Annotated in this window: 13 protein-coding genes, 2 tRNA genes and 1 other annotated feature; of the genes, 4 read left to right on the top strand and 11 right to left on the bottom strand. The window is 38.5% G+C overall.

Annotated elements, in window-relative coordinates; genetic code table 11:
* Positions 1-56: 56 nt before the first annotated feature.
* The 7 genes from QM873_RS09490 to yfmF all read right to left on the bottom strand — a co-directional run bounded on the left by QM873_RS09490 (position 57) and on the right by yfmF (position 6,484).
* Positions 57-701, bottom strand: a complete 645-nt coding sequence (locus QM873_RS09490; protein ID WP_006595347.1) for a LysM peptidoglycan-binding domain-containing protein — start codon at positions 699-701, stop codon at positions 57-59.
* A 171-nt stretch (positions 702-872) separates the two neighbouring features.
* Positions 873-1,667: an energy-coupling factor transporter transmembrane component T family protein gene (locus QM873_RS09485; protein WP_006595346.1), complete on the bottom strand. Its 795-nt coding sequence runs from the start codon at positions 1,665-1,667 to the stop codon at positions 873-875.
* On the bottom strand, positions 1,660-2,502 hold the full coding sequence (locus QM873_RS09480) for an energy-coupling factor ABC transporter ATP-binding protein (protein ID WP_414279196.1): 843 nt from the start codon (positions 2,500-2,502) through the stop codon (positions 1,660-1,662). The genes QM873_RS09485 and QM873_RS09480 overlap by 8 nt, the downstream gene beginning before the upstream one ends.
* Positions 2,487-3,314 carry an energy-coupling factor ABC transporter ATP-binding protein gene (locus QM873_RS09475; RefSeq protein WP_006595344.1) on the bottom strand — a complete coding sequence of 276 codons (828 nt, stop codon included), beginning with the start codon at positions 3,312-3,314 and terminating at the stop codon, positions 2,487-2,489. The genes QM873_RS09480 and QM873_RS09475 overlap by 16 nt, the downstream gene beginning before the upstream one ends.
* Positions 3,315-3,854 (bottom strand): CDP-diacylglycerol--glycerol-3-phosphate 3-phosphatidyltransferase, encoded by a 540-nt coding sequence (gene pgsA / locus QM873_RS09470; protein WP_006595343.1) that lies wholly within the window; start codon positions 3,852-3,854, stop codon positions 3,315-3,317.
* Positions 3,855-3,950: 96 nt separating this feature from the next.
* Positions 3,951-5,237, bottom strand: coding sequence for an EF-P 5-aminopentanol modification-associated protein YfmH (gene yfmH / locus QM873_RS09465; RefSeq protein ID WP_129269717.1), 1,287 nt, complete (start codon positions 5,235-5,237; stop codon positions 3,951-3,953).
* Positions 5,234-6,484: an EF-P 5-aminopentanol modification-associated protein YfmF gene (yfmF, locus tag QM873_RS09460; protein ID WP_414279195.1), complete on the bottom strand. Its 1,251-nt coding sequence runs from the start codon at positions 6,482-6,484 to the stop codon at positions 5,234-5,236. The genes yfmH and yfmF overlap by 4 nt, the downstream gene beginning before the upstream one ends.
* Before the next feature lie 152 nt (positions 6,485-6,636).
* Between yfmF and yaaA the strand changes: the two genes are divergently transcribed.
* Together yaaA and recF are read left to right on the top strand one after the other, a co-directional pair.
* Entirely contained in the window at positions 6,637-7,008 is a 372-nt protein-coding gene (gene yaaA / locus QM873_RS09455) for a S4 domain-containing protein YaaA (protein ID WP_048691002.1), read from the top strand.
* Position 7,009: 1 nt separating this feature from the next.
* Positions 7,010-8,098 (top strand): DNA replication/repair protein RecF, encoded by a 1,089-nt coding sequence (gene recF, locus QM873_RS09450; protein WP_195324271.1) that lies wholly within the window; start codon positions 7,010-7,012, stop codon positions 8,096-8,098.
* Positions 8,099-8,178: 80 nt separating this feature from the next.
* On the opposite strand, the gene guaB is transcribed toward recF, so the two are convergent.
* On the bottom strand, positions 8,179-9,660 hold the full coding sequence (guaB, locus tag QM873_RS09445) for an IMP dehydrogenase (RefSeq protein WP_048691005.1): 1,482 nt from the start codon (positions 9,658-9,660) through the stop codon (positions 8,179-8,181).
* A gap of 166 nt (positions 9,661-9,826) precedes the next feature.
* The gene (gene trpS, locus QM873_RS09440) at positions 9,827-10,852 is read right to left on the bottom strand and encodes a tryptophan--tRNA ligase (protein ID WP_414279194.1); all 1,026 of its coding nucleotides are present in this window, start codon (positions 10,850-10,852) and stop codon (positions 9,827-9,829) included.
* Between the two features lie 51 nt (positions 10,853-10,903).
* Positions 10,904-11,129: a binding site (T-box leader), on the bottom strand.
* A 143-nt stretch (positions 11,130-11,272) separates the two neighbouring features.
* Here trpS and QM873_RS09435 point away from each other — a divergent pair.
* Both QM873_RS09435 and QM873_RS09430 read left to right on the top strand, forming a co-directional pair.
* Positions 11,273-12,895, top strand: a complete 1,623-nt coding sequence (locus QM873_RS09435; protein WP_006595336.1) for an ATP-binding cassette domain-containing protein — start codon at positions 11,273-11,275, stop codon at positions 12,893-12,895.
* Positions 12,896-12,957: 62 nt separating this feature from the next.
* Positions 12,958-15,546 (top strand): YfhO family protein, encoded by a 2,589-nt coding sequence (locus QM873_RS09430; RefSeq protein WP_414279193.1) that lies wholly within the window; start codon positions 12,958-12,960, stop codon positions 15,544-15,546.
* Between the two features lie 80 nt (positions 15,547-15,626).
* Here the strand turns inward: QM873_RS09430 and QM873_RS09425 are convergent.
* Positions 15,627-15,700 (bottom strand) — tRNA-Asn (locus QM873_RS09425).
* An 8-nt stretch (positions 15,701-15,708) separates the two neighbouring features.
* Positions 15,709-15,780: transfer RNA gene (locus tag QM873_RS09420), tRNA-Glu, on the bottom strand.
* Positions 15,781-15,820 lie beyond the last annotated feature (40 nt).

Below are 15,820 nucleotides of genomic sequence, written 5' to 3'. Positions count from 1 at the left end.
CTTTCCAATCCTTGTCAAGGTAAGAAACAAAATAAAAAGAGGGTTTCCCCTCTTTTTTAGTATCCCCAAGCTGAAAGTCCTTGGTTTGAATAGGCATTATAAGCCGCTTGGATTTGATCATCAACTGTAGCAGTTGAACCCCAACCTGGCATTGTTTGGAAAAGACCACTAGCTCCAGATGGATTTGCTGCGTTCACTTGACCATTTGATTCGCGGGCAATAATGGCTTCCCAAGTTGATGCAGGAACACCTGTCATTTCAGCCATTCGAGCCGCTGCATAGGATCCAGTTTCTCCAGCAGTATTCCCATTAGCAAGTACAATCCCATTTCCAGAATTCGTAACAACAGGTGCTGCATTATAAGTAGCATTAGCAGTAGTTGTTGTTGAAGCCGCTACTTGATTTGTCGAAGCCTCGACTCTAGGTTCCTGACTTACTGTGGCAGTATTTACTTTGTTGATCAATGAATTTGAACGTTCACCCAACTCAATAATTTGACCAGCGTGGATTAAATCTTGATTGCTGATTTGATTCAATTCAACAAGCTTTTCGATAGTAGTGTTATTCTTAATCGCAATTTCTGATAAAGTATCACCATTTTTCACTTCGTATGTTTCAGCATTCACTACCACACCAGAAACAAAAAGTGAAAGAGCTGAGATAATAGAAGTTAATGTCCATTGGACTTTTTTTGTGTTCATCAATACATTCTCCTTTCGAACATAATACTATCTTACACATTAAATGTTACAGTTAGTTATAATTTATGTTACAAAGGTTACAAAATCATGTATTTTTCATGCAAAAAACGCTATAAATAGCGTTTTTCTTCATTTTTTTAGTAAAATTCCCCTATATGTAGTGGTGGTATTCTAATATTTCAACCAAAAAATGATAGCACCAACTGCTACTACAGACAGAATCGCTACACTATCTAAGGCTTGCCATTTTAACTGCCTATAACGGCTTCTTCCCTCTCCACTTTTATAACCTCTTGCCTCCATGGCAATTGCGAGAGCATCTGCACGTTTAAAACTTGATGCAAACAAGGGAATTAAAATCGGTATAAAAGAGCGGATCTTCTGAAGGAGATTCCCTTCTCCAAAATCAACCCCTCTAGCTCTCTGTGCATTCATAATGCGAATCGTATCATCCATTAGAGTGGGGACGAAACGAAGGCTCATAGACAACATGAGTCCAATTTCATGAGCAGGAACTTTGATGATTTTAAATGGAGTTAACATCTTTTCTACGGCATCTGCTAAGCTTAAGGGCGTTGTTGTCAGTGTTAAAATCGTTGAAAATACAACAATGAGAATAAAACGACAAAAGATCACACCCGCTTGAGCAAGTCCTTTATCCGTTACAGTCAAAAAATAAAATTGAAATAAGGTCTTACCGCCAGTCGTCGCAAACAACTGAAAGAGTGTGGTGAAAGCAATGATAAAGACCATCGATTTCAGGCCATTAATAAAAAAACGGAAGGGGATCTTGGCACTCAAAATCAACGCAAAGGCCAATAAAAACAACAGGGCATTCGTCAACACATTATTGGCCCAAAACAAAATAACAATTAACAAGAAAAGTCCTAGTAACTTTGCCCTTGGATCCATACGATGGAGAATGGAATTACCTGGTACATATCGTCCTAAAATCATACTATTCATGTCCAATTAACTCCTTAAACTCTTGTAAAGTGATTGGTAAAGTTGGCAAAGATAGTCCTTTTTGACGTAAGCGCCAAGCAAATTTCGTCACTTTCGGTACACCTAATTGTATGTTTTCTAATCCTTCTACATCCTGAAATACATCCCTTGGATGCCCAAACCTCACAATTCGTCCTTTTTCCAAAACATAAACAAGATTTGCGTATTCTGCCACATCTTCCATAGAATGACTAACAAGAACGATGGTCATCCCAGCTTGATGAAGTGACGCAAATAGCTTCATTAATTCCCGTCTACCTGACGGATCCAAACCAGCTGTCGGCTCGTCCAAGACCAAAATTTCAGGTTCCATCGCTAAAATGCCTGCAATAGCGACCCGTCTCATTTGCCCTCCAGACAATTCAAAGGGACTCCGTTCAAACAACTCTTCAGAAAGACCGACTAAGCGTAATTTTTCCTTAGCAATGCTCTCAGCTGACTCTTGGTCTACTCCAAAATTTTGAGGCCCAAATGCGACATCTTTTACAACAGTCTCAGCAAAGAGTTGACTTTCTGGAAATTGAAACACGAGACCTACTTTTTTCCGAAGATCCTTTAGCTCTTTTTGAGAAGACTCAGAACTAATGCGCATATCATTCATTTGCACTTCCCCTCGACTGGGCAAAAGCAAACCATTTAATAATTGAAGGATGGTTGATTTTCCACTTCCAGTATGCCCAATTAGAGCTGTATAAGAACCGCTTGGGATTTCTATATTCACATCAAAAAGAGCCGCTCCTTCAAAAGGAGTACCTTCTTGATAGGTATAACTAAGCTGTTTTAAAGCAATTCCCATAATAGTTTCTCTAGCTCTCCTTCAGTCTGATAGGTTTCTCCAACTGGAAAACCTTTTTGATGTAACATGCTGCGCAATCGATTAGCGAAAGGTTCTTCTAATCCAATTTCATCTAAATCATCTCGAGAAAAGAGTTCTCTTGGAGTCAGATCCAAGGTCGCTTTTCCTTTTTCAAAGAGAATAACCCGATCACTTAGGGAAACTTCCTCTAAATCATGGGTAATAGAAATAACGGTTAACCCATATCGTTCTTTGACTTCTCGAACTGTCCGAATTAGTTCTAGACGCCCTTCAGGATCCAACATACTGGTTGCTTCATCTAAAATGATGATTTTAGGTCGTAAAGCGATAATCCCAGCAATGGCCACTCGTTGCTTTTGTCCACCGGATAACCTAGCGGGTTCTCGATCTTTGAACTCATCCATGCGGACCATCTTCAAAGCTTCATCTACTCGTTGCACCATTTCGTCTCTTGGAATTCCTTGGTTCTCCAACCCAAACGCCACATCATCTTCAACTGTAGCCCCAACAAACTGGTTATCTGGATTCTGGAAAACCATCCCAATCTCACTACGTTTATCCCAAACATTTTCAGGAGTTAACAAATCTCCGGAAATATAGATTTGACCAGATTCCGGTTCCAACAAGCCATCAATCAAGCGGACCACTGTTGATTTACCACTTCCGTTATGTCCAATAATGGATAACCATTCACCATGTTTCACGTGAAACGATATATCATTTAACTGATGGTTCTCATCTGTTTTTTGGTATTTAAATGTAAGATTTCGAACTTCTATAATATTATTCATTTATCTAAAGGTATCTTTAAAGAGGTAGGCACTGCCTTTAAAGTATTCGTATCCAGAGTAGACTGTAAAGATTAGCGCAACATAAAGCGTAATTTGACCCAATAAGTCCCAATGGAAGAGAAGGAAAATAATGGCAAACATTTGTGAGAAGGTTTTAATTTTTCCAGGCATAGCTGCTGGCAAAACAACTCCTCCTGTTTCAACCAATAACAGACGGAGGCCAGTTACGGCTAATTCGCGACAAATTATAACTGCAGTAATCCAAGCCGGAACCATCTTTAATTCAATCATCATGATAAAGGCAGACATGACAAGAAGCTTATCAGCCATAGGATCCGCAAACTTCCCAAAGTTACTAACAACTTTCCATTTACGAGCTAAATAACCGTCCAAATAATCGGTGATACTAGCAACAGCAAAGACAATAGCTGCTGCTACATGCCAACCATAACCTTTACCAAATATTAGCATCAAAATAAAAATAGGAATAAACACAATTCGAATCAGTGTTAAGGCATTTGGGATATTTTCTTTTTTCATTCTAGTCTCCTTACTAGTTTACATGATCATTTACATCTAATTGACAAAATCAACGTCGATTTAATTCGACAAAAACATCATTCTACTATTATCCCGCTATTTAGGGAAAATGATAAAGTCCGTCATATCACAAGCGTTGACAAAATCTCGCCCAACCTTTACAACATCTTGTAAAGAAATACTCTGTAAAATTTTTGGAAGATCAAATAGATTTTCACCTGTCTCAATTGGATTAAATTGAGTCGCAATATAATCCAAGGAATTCAAACCGTGTAGAAAATCTCCAAACATTTCACTTTTAATCGTATCGAAATGCTCTTGAGTCACATCAGGATCTTTCTCAAAATTCTTAATGGCCGTTCTGAACTGATGGGATATACTGACAGGTTCCGAGGTGTCCATCGTTAACATCACAAAGTGAAACGAAGACTCTACTTCAATTTCTAGTGTCAAGGAGTTGTCAAGTTTACCAACTTCATAAAGTGACTGAAATCGTTTAGATGTCCATCCAAACATCATTGCAAACAATAATTTGAGGATAATCTTATAGCGATACTGGTAAAGAGGAGGAATCTGATTTCTTCCACGAATGCCAATTGCTAATTTCGGTGAAGCAACTTCCATCCGACTTGTCTCATTTTGAACAACTGGATTTAAGTCCACGGGTGAGATATGAGGAAGAGGATTTAAAGAGGTCTTCATCTCAAAATCAGAAACAAGGTTAACAAGACTGTCAAGGTCAAAATTTCCGACAACCACTAGCTGCATATTGGATGGTTGGTAGAAATAATCGAAATTATCCTGTAAACTTTTTTCATCAATTTGGGAGAGAGAAGATACAGTACCTGCAATATCTTGGGCCAAGGGTGTATCTGGATAGAGATTTGCCAACGCCCTAAAGAATAATTGGTAATCAGGACTATCTTGGTACATTTCTATCTCTTGTTGAATAATCAATTTTTCCTTCTTTAGAGAATCCTTTGAGAGATGAAGAGATTGTGTCATCTCCAGTAACAATCTCAGATTTTCATTGACATTCGAGGTGGTCGAAAAGAGATAGCTAGTTTGTGTAAAGCTAGTAAAGGCATTACTTTCAGCTCCCAGCCTTACAAAATGCTGTAAATAATCTTGACCGTCTTGATCTTCAAATAATTTATGTTCAAGAAAATGTGCAATCCCTGCTGGAAATTCTTTTATTCCCTCCACTCCATCCACTGTAAATCTTGTGTCAATAGAACCGAATTTAGTAGAAATGATTGCATAGCTTTCATTAAAATCCGCCTTTGGAATTAAATATAACTTCAATCCATTTTGGAGACTTGTCTGATAAACACATTCTCCAACAGCTGGATAATCTATTTTCTCCAAATCTTTCTTTATCATTCTCTTCCTTCCATAAAATAGACCGCTTGTAATTTGAGTGATTTGGCAACAGCCATAATTTCTTCTTTAGTCACCAGTTGAATAGCTTGGATCCAATCATCAATTGACAAGAACTGTTTTCCTAAAATAGAGTGTAAATAAGCTCTTTCAATCAAGGTGCCAGGTCGATCCTGCGACAATTTTGCAGCATTTATAATCATTTCTTTTGTCAAGCGCAGCTCTTCACTTGTAAACTTCCCTCTCTTCAAGTCACTCACTTGACGGCTCATCAGGGTCATGGTCCGGGTTCTATTTTTTCGATCAATCCCTGCATAGATCCGCATAAAATGAGAAAAAATATCAAAATGGCTAGAGATCGTATAAGCCAACCCTTCTTTTTCTCGAATGACTGTAAACAATTTTGAATGAGAGAAAGCCCCCAGTAAACCATTTAAAACAATCAAAGCAAAATGCTCTTTCTCTCCATACTGAACAGGAAAATGATAACCCAACTCTAAAATAGATTGATGAGTATCTCTTTGTTCGAGTCCTTCTCTGACAACGTTTGAAAAAGATTGGGCATAAAAAAGATTGACATGAGATTTACGAGGTTGTAAACCAAATTCACTAATCTTTTCAATGACCGCTAGTTCATTGAAATCACCCATAAAGAAAAAGTCAATCAGATTTGTTTGAAGCATTTCTTGAAATGCTTGATAAGCTGACCCTTCATCCTCATTCTGAATCTGCTGGACACTTCCATACTTACTTAGTTTCATATCAGCTTGATCATAAAACAAACGATTCAATTGTTGGTGAGCATAATAAAAATGATTTTCAATTTCTGCTTCTAGTTCTGTAACGAGATTTTTTTTCTCTACTGAAAAAGTTTCTGAATGAAAGCACCCGTTTTCTGCAAGAGGAGCATTCAGAGATACCTTTAATAAATCCAACATCTGATCTGTCAAGACATTTTTCTTGCTCAAAAAAGCATCACGGACATAAGATAAATTAATATCAATGTAGTGCATTTGACCGCGTTTTGAAACAGAAGTAGAAAAATTTGCTCCATACAAGTTCGCCAACTGCTCTCTAAATTGCTGTGAAGTTGGGTAAAGTTGATTGGCTGTTTCGATCATGCGTGAGGCTAGAACTCGTCCTGCTATTGTTTCTTCAGAAAGAGGGGCCGAGAACCGCACTTTTATCTCATTGGTCTTAAATTTTTCTGATTTCATAAAATGGATTTGAACACCAGTAACTAATTCCATCGTCATCCTCGTTCTAACAAATATTACTCTTCATTATATCATGAAATCCCAGTAAAATCTTTCCCAGACAGATTAAAAAACGTTTACACTGACTCGCCCTATTTTAGGTTTTTCATCCTTTTGTGGTATAATAACTATCATTGAGGTGAACTATGAACTATAAACTTTTTGATGAATTTATCACACTACAAGCCCTATTTAAAGAACTGGGAATCATTCAAAGCGGTGGAGCTATCAAAGCCTTTTTACACGAAAATCAAGTAGAGGTCAATGGAGAAGTGGAAACCAGAAGAGGACGTAAGTTACGAGTCGGAGATACAATCGAAGTAATTGGTGAGAAGGAAGTCATAACACTGACAGAACCTAGTCCAGAAGAGATTGAAGACTATCAAGCGGACAAGCTGGAAAAAGAACGCGTTGCTCAATTAGTGAAGAAATTAAACAAAGAACAAAAACAAAAAAAAGATTCTAAACCTAAAAAAGAAGAGAATAAGCGGAAGCCTGTTCGTTTCCCAGGAACATAATATGTGGCTTAAATCCATACACATTCAGAAATTTCGAAATTATAAAGAAGTAGATCTTCAATTCCACTCTGGTTTGAATATTTTCTTAGGCCAAAATGCTCAAGGAAAAACCAATCTCCTCGAATCCATCTACTTTTTAGCCTTGACCCGCAGCCATCGGACCCGTTCCGATAAAGATCTAATTCATTTTCAAGAGGAACAATTTACTGTTTCAGGGGTCCTAGAAAAAAAGACCGGCTCAATCCCTTTAGAAATTTCTTTATCCTCAAAAGGACGAGTCACTAAAGTGAACCACTTAAAACAAAGCAAGTTATCAACCTATATCGGTAACATGAATGTAGTTCTCTTTGCTCCAGAGGATTTACAACTTGTTAAAGGCTCACCCGCTCTTCGCCGCAAGTTTATTGATATTGATTTAGGCCAGATGAAACCCGTCTATCTATCAGATTTAACAGCCTATCATCATGTTTTAAAGCAACGAAACAGTTACTTAAAAACGGCAACTACCGTAGACCCAACCTTTTTAGATGTCTTGGATGAGCAATTAACAGATTATGGTAGCCGGGTCTGCATCCATCGGAAAGATTTTCTTAAAAAATTAGAAGACTTTGGACAAGAGAAACATTTTGAAATTTCGAATCAAACTGAAAAACTATCTATTCGGTATGATTCCTCCATTCCTTTTCAAGATGAGGATACACTTCGCCAAACCTTTATCACCTTGCTTCGAGAAAATCGGACAAAAGATCTCATCAAAAAAACAACCAGTGTTGGTCCTCACCGAGATGACATTAGCTTTTACATCAATGATATGAATGCGACTTTTGGTAGCCAAGGGCAGCACCGCAGTGTTGTTCTTTCCTTAAAATTAGCAGAGATTTCATTAATTGAATCACTGACGAATGAAAAGCCGATTTTACTCTTAGACGATGTTATGAGTGAACTTGACAACAATCGTCAACTACATTTACTAGAAGTTATCTCTCGTGACATCCAAACATTTATCACAACTACTACTTTAGATCACCTAAAAGATTTGCCTGAAGACTTAAAGATCTTTAATATTCACTCAGGTCAAGTTGACGAATAATTAACAAGGTTGTCAATTTTGATTGACAACTTTTTGACATAATAAAAGTGTGGAATCTTATGATTTCACACTTTTATTTTTTATTGAACAGAGTAGTTTGGTGCTTCATTGGTAATTTGGACATCGTGTGGGTGGCTTTCTTTCAAACCTGCCCCAGACATTTCAACAAATTGTGCATTTTCATGCAATTCTTGAAGGTTGGCAGCTCCAACATAGCCCATACCAGAACGGATACCACCAATCATTTGGAAGACGATATCGGCTGCTGAACCCTTATAAGCAACCCGACCTTCGATTCCTTCTGGAACCAATTTGTTGGCCTCATTAACAGAACCTTGGAAGTAGCGGTCACTTGAACCTTTCTTCATGGCTGCAATAGATCCCATACCACGATAAGTCTTGAACTTACGTCCTTGGAAGATTTCAGTTTCACCTGGTGCTTCATCTGTTCCTGCAAACATAGATCCAAGCATGACTGCATGACCACCAGCAGCAAGGGCTTTTACAATATCTCCAGAATACTTGATCCCACCATCCGCGATAATGGTTTTTCCATATTCACGCGCAACAGCGGCTGCGTCATAAATCGCTGTAACTTGAGGAACTCCGACACCAGCAATCACACGAGTTGTACAGATTGAACCAGGTCCAATCCCTACCTTAACTACGTCAACACCTGCATCATAGAGAGCACGCGCTCCCTCAGCTGTGGCAATATTACCTGCAATCAAGGTGCGATCTGGGAAATGAGCGCGAATTTCAGCGATTTTACGAAGAACACCTGCAGAATGACCATGGGCTGTATCGATGACAATAGCATCCGCACCAGCTTCAAACAATGCTTCCGCACGCTCAAAAGTGTCAGATGTAACTCCGACAGCACCTGCTACTAAAAGACGACCAAATTCGTCTTTCGCTGCATTTGGAAACTCAATAACTTTTTCAATATCCTTAATGGTAATCAAACCTGACAAACGACCATTTTCATCCACCAATGGTAATTTTTCAATACGGTGTTCTTGAAGAATCCGTTCAGCTGTTTCTAAATCTGTACCAACTGGTGCAGTCACAAGATTCTCGCTGGTCATATGGTTGGAAATTGGTTGATCATAATCAGAAATAAAGCGTAGGTCACGGTTGGTCAAGATCCCTACTAGTTTACGATTTTCCAAGGTTTCAACCACAGGTACACCACTGATCCGGTAACGTCCCATAAGTTCGTCTGCCTCAGCAATGGTATGTTCAGGTGTTAAGAAAAATGGGTCAATAATAACGCCGTTTTCAGAGCGTTTTACTTTACGAACTTCATCTGCTTGTTGGGCAATGGACATATTTTTATGAATAACCCCAAGTCCTCCAGCACGGGCAATGGCAATAGCCATTTGGCTTTCAGTAACTGTATCCATCGCAGCTGTGATGATTGGGATATTCAACACAAGGTTATCCGCCAATTTTGTACGAAGATCTGCATCGTTTGGTAATACATGACTTTCAGCTGGAATGAGCAATACATCATCGAAGGTATAACCTTTTTTCAAAAATTTAGTGTCCCAATTTGACATTCCCATTTTCCTCTTTTCTTTCTTTTTGAGCCAAGCCCGTCTTTTTTGATTGATAATATCATACCATTCTAAGATAATTTGTCAATCATTTGTACAATATTTCAAAAAGAGGTGTTGAAACCTCTTTTGAATCATTTTTTTATTGAATCATCTCAATATCAAGAGCCTACTTGAAATAGTTTAAGCCCATAGCGGATTTGACTTGATCAAGGGTTTCTGCTGCAACCGAACGGGCTACTTCACTACCTTTTTGAAGCATATCATAAACTTGTCCCATATCTTTAGCAAATTCAATCCGTCGTTCGCGAATAGGTCCCAACTCTCTTTCAAGAATCTCTAACAAATAGCGTTTGGTTTTAACATCTCCTAAACCACCCCGTTGGTAATGGTCTTTCATTTCTTGAATGGTCGCTTGATCTTCTTCTTTTCCAAACACATCCAAATAATGGAAAACCATATTTCCTTCGATTTTTCCTGGATCTTCGACACGAATATGCTCAGGATCTGTGTACATACTCATGACCTTTTTCTTCAAGGTGTCCATATCATCCGCTAAATAGATACCATTTCCAAGAGATTTAGACATCTTAGCATTCCCATCCAAGCCAGGCAAACGACCCGCGGCCTCATTTTCTGGGAAAATTCCTTCCGGTTCAACCAAGACATCGCAATGATACGCATGATTAAAGGAACGAACAATTTCACGAGTTTGCTCAATCATGGGCTTTTGGTCAGTTCCAACAGGCACGAGATTGGCTTTAAAAGCGGTAATATCTGCAGCTTGGGAAACAGGATAAACCAAGAAACCAGATGGAATAGACTCTCCGAATCCTTTTTGGGCAATTTCTGTCTTAACGGTTGGGTTTCGTTCCAAACGTGAAACAGAGACCAAATTCATGTAATACATGGTCAATTCCGCTAACTCAGGTATTTGACTTTGAATAAAAATAGTTGATTTCTTTGGATCTAAGCCAGCTGCTAAATAATCTAGAGCAACATTTCCAATAGACTCAACAATGGTTTGCGGATCTTTAGCATGATCCGTTAGGGCTTGCTGATCGGCTAAAAAGACAAACATCTGGTACTTGTCTTCATTTTGCATAAGAACTCGATTCTTCAACGAACCGACATAGTGTCCAATATGGAGCTTCCCAGTCGGGCGATCTCCAGTTAAAATAATCGGCTTGATCATTTTTCTTCCTCCCTGAAGTACAAAATAAAAGCCCACGCATAGCAAAAACTATGCGAGGGCGTCTGAGACACGGTGCCACCTCACTTAGAACAGCATATGCTGTTCTCTCTAACTCATCACAAATGAGCTGCACATAAGGCCTGCTAGCCGAATCTCTATTGGTTAAGATTCTATTTGAACATCAGTCCATTTCATTCTGTTTCGTTGCTTATTTTCAGCGACCATAAGCTCTCTAAAAAACGAATACAAATTACTCTTCTGATTGCTTTTCATTATATAATGACATCAAAGGAAAGTCAAGCTCTTCACCCTTTTATACAGACTAAATGACTTCCTCCAATGCATAAGGGTATTCATTGAAAAATCAAGCGTTTTCTAGTAAAATAGGCTTATATAGACAGAAAAAGAGGAGTACTATACGTGTTAACAGTTACAGACGTCTCACTACGTTTTAGTGATCGTAAACTTTTTGATGATGTCAACATCAAATTTACAGAAGGAAATACCTATGGTTTGATTGGGGCCAATGGTGCTGGAAAATCAACCTTTTTAAAAATCTTAGCTGGGGATATTGAACCGACAACTGGTCATATTTCTCTTGGACCAGACGAACGTCTTTCTGTTCTTCGTCAAAATCACTTTGACTATGAAGATGAGCGGGCTATTGATGTAGTTATCATGGGAAATGAAAAACTTTATAGCATCATGAAGGAAAAAGATGCTATCTATATGAAGGAAGATTTTTCAGATGAAGACGGTGTCCGCGCAGCAGAACTGGAAGGAGAATTCGCTGAACTAGGTGGTTGGGAAGCGGAAAGTGAAGCTTCACAACTCCTCCAAAATCTGAATATTCCAGAAGAGCTCCACTACCAAAATATGAGTGAACTAGCGAATGGGGATAAAGTAAAAGTCCTCCTAGCAAAAGCTCTCTTTGGTAAACCAGACGTCCTTCTTTTGGACGAGCCAACTAACGGTCTTGATATTCAATCCATTACCTGGTTAGAAGATTTCTTGATTGATTTCGAGAATACCGTTATCGTTGTATCTCACGACCGTCACTTCTTGAATAAAGTCTGTACCCACATGGCCGACCTGGACTTTGGAAAAATCAAACTCTATGTTGGTAACTATGATTTCTGGAAAGAATCATCTGAACTGGCTGCCAAGTTGTTAGCAGACCGTAATGCCAAAGCAGAAGAAAAAATCAAACAATTACAAGAATTTGTGGCTCGTTTCTCTGCCAATGCGTCAAAATCGAAACAGGCAACTTCGCGTAAAAAGATGCTTGACAAGATTCAGTTAGAAGAAATTGTTCCATCTAGTCGAAAATACCCATTTATCAGCTTTAAAGCTGAACGAGAAATTGGGAATGATCTGTTGACAGTAGAGAATTTATCTGTAAAGATTGACGGTGAAACTATTCTTGACAACATCAGCTTCATCTTACGTCCAGGTGACAAGACAGCTCTTATCGGACAAAACGACATCCAAACCACTGCCTTGATCCGCGCCATTATGGGTGAAATCGAATATGAAGGAACTGTCAAGTGGGGAGTCACAACTAGCCGCTCTTACTTACCAAAAGACAATTCAGCTGACTTTGCAGGTGGTGAGTCAATTCTTGACTGGCTCCGTCAATTCGCAAGTAAAGAAGAAGATGACAATACCTTCCTTCGTGGTTTCCTCGGACGCATGCTCTTTTCTGGAGACGAGGTTAACAAGCCTGTCAACGTCTTGTCAGGGGGAGAAAAAGTGCGCGTGATGCTTTCAAAACTCATGCTTTTGAAATCAAATGTTCTTGTACTTGACGATCCTACAAATCACTTGGACTTGGAATCAATTTCAAGCTTGAACGATGGATTGAAAAACTTCAAAGAATCAATCATCTTTGCCAGTCACGACCATGAGTTTATTCAAACTCTTGCCAACCATATCATTGTTCTTTCAAAAAATGGTGTCATTGACCGGATTGATGAAACCTATGATGAATTCTTAGAAAACCAAGAAGTTCAAGCAAAAGTTAAAGAACTTTGGAAAGACTAAGAAATCGCTCCAAAAAATCAAAAACCCTGGAACCTTTGTTTCAGGGTATTTCAATAGACTATATGAAATTTAAAAAATATCTATCACACCCCATCATTGTTTACTTTACAGCTTTTTTACTTCCCTTTACAATCTTATTTTTCGTCTACCTCAGTCAGGGTATTTATTGGGGGAGTGAAACTTCTCCTTTATTAGGTGATGGCTTTCATCAATACGTTATTTTCGACGTTACTTTACGAAATATTTTGCACGGGACCGACAGCCTCCTTTACAGCTTTACAAGTGGACTCGGCTTAAATTTCTACGCTCTTTCCAGCTATTACTTAGGAAGCTTTCTATCTCCCTTTGTCTTCTTCTTTGACAGTTTATCCATGGTTGATTCCGTCTATCTCTTTACACTGATAAAAATAGGCTTGATTGGCTTGTCAACTTATTATTCCATTAAGGGAATCTATCCTCAACTGCAAACATTCTTGGTTCTTTCGCTGTCAACTTTGTTTGCGTTAATGAGCTTCTCCATCAGTCAGATTGAAATCAAAACCTGGCTCGATGTCTTCATTTTGGCTCCTCTTATTCTGTTAGGTTTACACCGTTTGATGACTCAAAAGAAGCGGGTTCTCTACTTTACAAGCTTGACTATCCTCTTCATCCAAAATTATTATTTTGGATTTATGATGGCTATCTTCTTGACATTATGGTATTTCACGCAGCTTTCCTGGGACTTTAAAAAAAGAATATCTTCTTTCTTTGACTTTACAATTGTGTCAATTTTAGCAGGGGTCACTAGCTTGATCATGATTTACCCCACCATATTGGATTTACGAACTCATGGAGAAAACTTTACCAAGATTACAAGAACCTTTACAGAAAATAGTTGGTACTTAGACGTTTTTGCAAAGAATTTGATTGGTAGCTTTGATACAACAAAATATGGGGCTATCCCTATGATCTATGTTGGTCTATTTCCATTCTTACTTGCCTTTCTATTTTTCTTTGTCAAATCGATTCGGTTTCACGTGAAACTAGCATATTTGACCTTATTAGTCATTCTTATTGCAAGTTTCTATTTACAAGCTTTGGATTTATTCTGGCAGGGAATGCATGCTCCTAATATGTTTCTTCACCGTTATGCCTGGCTCTTTTCATTGACTATTTTGTTCATGGCAGCAGAGGTCCTCAATCGGATAAAAGAAATCAATTGGCAACGACTCTGCCTAGCTGTTAGTTTGCTTAGTATTGGATTTATCCTCACCTTTCTCTATCGCAAGCACTATCCTTTCTTGACAAGCAGTCATTATGTATTGACACTAGAATTTCTTCTTGTATTCTTTACTGTGACACTTGCCTTTACAGTTCGTAAACTTTCTCATCCCATTTTTTCTGCTGTTATTCTTTTCTTCTGTTTGTTTGAAATTAGTATAAACAGCTATTATCAGATCGATGGAATTGCAAATGAATGGGTATTTGCAGCTCGTTCTTCTTACCAAGGAAAGATTCCATCAATTGATAAATTGACATCAAGTTTACAGGATGATCAAGAATTTTACCGAACAGAGATTCTCCAACCTCAAACAGGTAATGACAGCATGAAATACAATTTTAGAGGGATCTCCCAGTTTTCATCTGTCAGAAATACAGATACCAGTTCGACCCTAGATAAACTCGGTTTTAAATCAGATGGAACCAACTTGAACTTGCGCTATCAAAACAATACTTTACTAATGGACAGTCTGTTCGGGATCAAATACAATATTTCAGATAGGAATCCTCAAAAGTTTGCTTTTCATAAATTGGAAACGCAAGGAAATCAGACCTTGTATCAAAATGAAAAAGCTCTTTCACTAGCATTTTTAACCGCAAGTCCCTACAAGGATATCCAATTTTCTAATCTAACCTTGGATAACCAAAAGAACTTTCTCAATCATCTAACGGGTCAATCGTTGACTTACTATCAGCGATTACATCCACTGAAAACTGGTGCAGATGATCCTTCTCAAGGTCCTCAGAAAGCTAAAGTTGAAGCAGATAGTTTTCTGACCTATGCCAGTATCGAATATGAGCTCTACATTCAAAACGATAGTCAACTTTACGTGAACCTTCCTTCTTTAGAATTTGAAAATGAAGATTATACAGATGTTGAAATCATTACGAATGGCCAAGTCAACCGCTATACAACAGACAATGTATTTCCATTCTTCACCATTGGTCACTTTACAGCAGGAGAAACTGTTAAGGTTCGAATTGCCTTCCCTGAAAATTCTACAGTAACCTTCCAAAATCCAGAATTTTTTGCTTTGAACCTTCAAGCCTACCAGGAAGCCTTTGAATGGTTGCACCAACAAGAAGTTCATGTGCAAACCAAAGGAAATACCGTCACTGCAGATTTTACAGCAGACCACCATACAAGTCTCTTTTTCACCCTTCCTTATGATAAAGGGTGGACAGCGACAATCAATAATCAACCTGTCCCTATTCAAAGGGCTCAAAAAGGATTTATGACTGTTGATGTCCCTAAAGGAAAAGGACAGGTTGTTCTACAGTTCATTCCACATGGGTTAAAAGAAGGAACCATCGCTTTCCTACTCGGAATTCTTTCCTTCGCTTGCTACAATGCTATTCGAAAGAAATCTCAATCCTCAAAAAATCAGTAAATTCGCATCATAAAGAGCCCCATCAGTTTGAAGGGGCTCTTATTTTATACAAAAAAGCATCCCTTAGGATGCTAGTTTAGCTCCGCCAGTAGGACTCGAACCTACGACATCATGATTAACAGTCATGCGCTACTACCAACTGAGCTATGGCGGAATGAGATATAGTCCGTACGGGATTCGAACCCGTGTTACCGCCGTGAAAAGGCGGTGTCTTAACCCCTTGACCAACGGACCATGTCATTAACAGAACATATCCCATTATACCATCGATTCA

It is taken from the genome of Streptococcus australis (assembly GCF_047463015.1).
GTDB classification, from domain to species: Bacteria; Bacillota; Bacilli; order Lactobacillales; family Streptococcaceae; genus Streptococcus; species Streptococcus australis_F.
The sequence above is the reverse complement of the archived record's forward strand: the minus strand, read 5'-3'. Positions and strand labels throughout refer to the sequence as shown.

Bases quoted from the DNA above. Each gene is read 5' to 3' on its own strand.
- QM873_RS09490 (WP_006595347.1), bottom strand. From the start codon at position 701: ATGAACACAAAAAAAGTCCAATGGACATTAACTTCTATTATCTCAGCT.
- QM873_RS09485 (WP_006595346.1), bottom strand. From the start codon at position 1,667: ATGAATAGTATGATTTTAGGACGATATGTACCAGGTAATTCCATTCTC.
- QM873_RS09480 (WP_414279196.1), bottom strand. From the start codon at position 2,502: ATGGGAATTGCTTTAAAACAGCTTAGTTATACCTATCAAGAAGGTACT.
- QM873_RS09475 (WP_006595344.1), bottom strand. From the start codon at position 3,314: ATGAATAATATTATAGAAGTTCGAAATCTTACATTTAAATACCAAAAA.
- pgsA (WP_006595343.1), bottom strand. From the start codon at position 3,854: ATGAAAAAAGAAAATATCCCAAATGCCTTAACACTGATTCGAATTGTG.
- yfmH (WP_129269717.1), bottom strand. From the start codon at position 5,237: ATGATAAAGAAAGATTTGGAGAAAATAGATTATCCAGCTGTTGGAGAA.
- yfmF (WP_414279195.1), bottom strand. From the start codon at position 6,484: ATGGAATTAGTTACTGGTGTTCAAATCCATTTTATGAAATCAGAAAAA.
- yaaA (WP_048691002.1), top strand. From the start codon at position 6,637: ATGAACTATAAACTTTTTGATGAATTTATCACACTACAAGCCCTATTT.
- recF (WP_195324271.1), top strand. From the start codon at position 7,010: ATGTGGCTTAAATCCATACACATTCAGAAATTTCGAAATTATAAAGAA.
- guaB (WP_048691005.1), bottom strand. From the start codon at position 9,660: ATGTCAAATTGGGACACTAAATTTTTGAAAAAAGGTTATACCTTCGAT.
- trpS (WP_414279194.1), bottom strand. From the start codon at position 10,852: ATGATCAAGCCGATTATTTTAACTGGAGATCGCCCGACTGGGAAGCTC.
- QM873_RS09430 (WP_414279193.1), top strand. From the start codon at position 12,958: ATGAAATTTAAAAAATATCTATCACACCCCATCATTGTTTACTTTACA.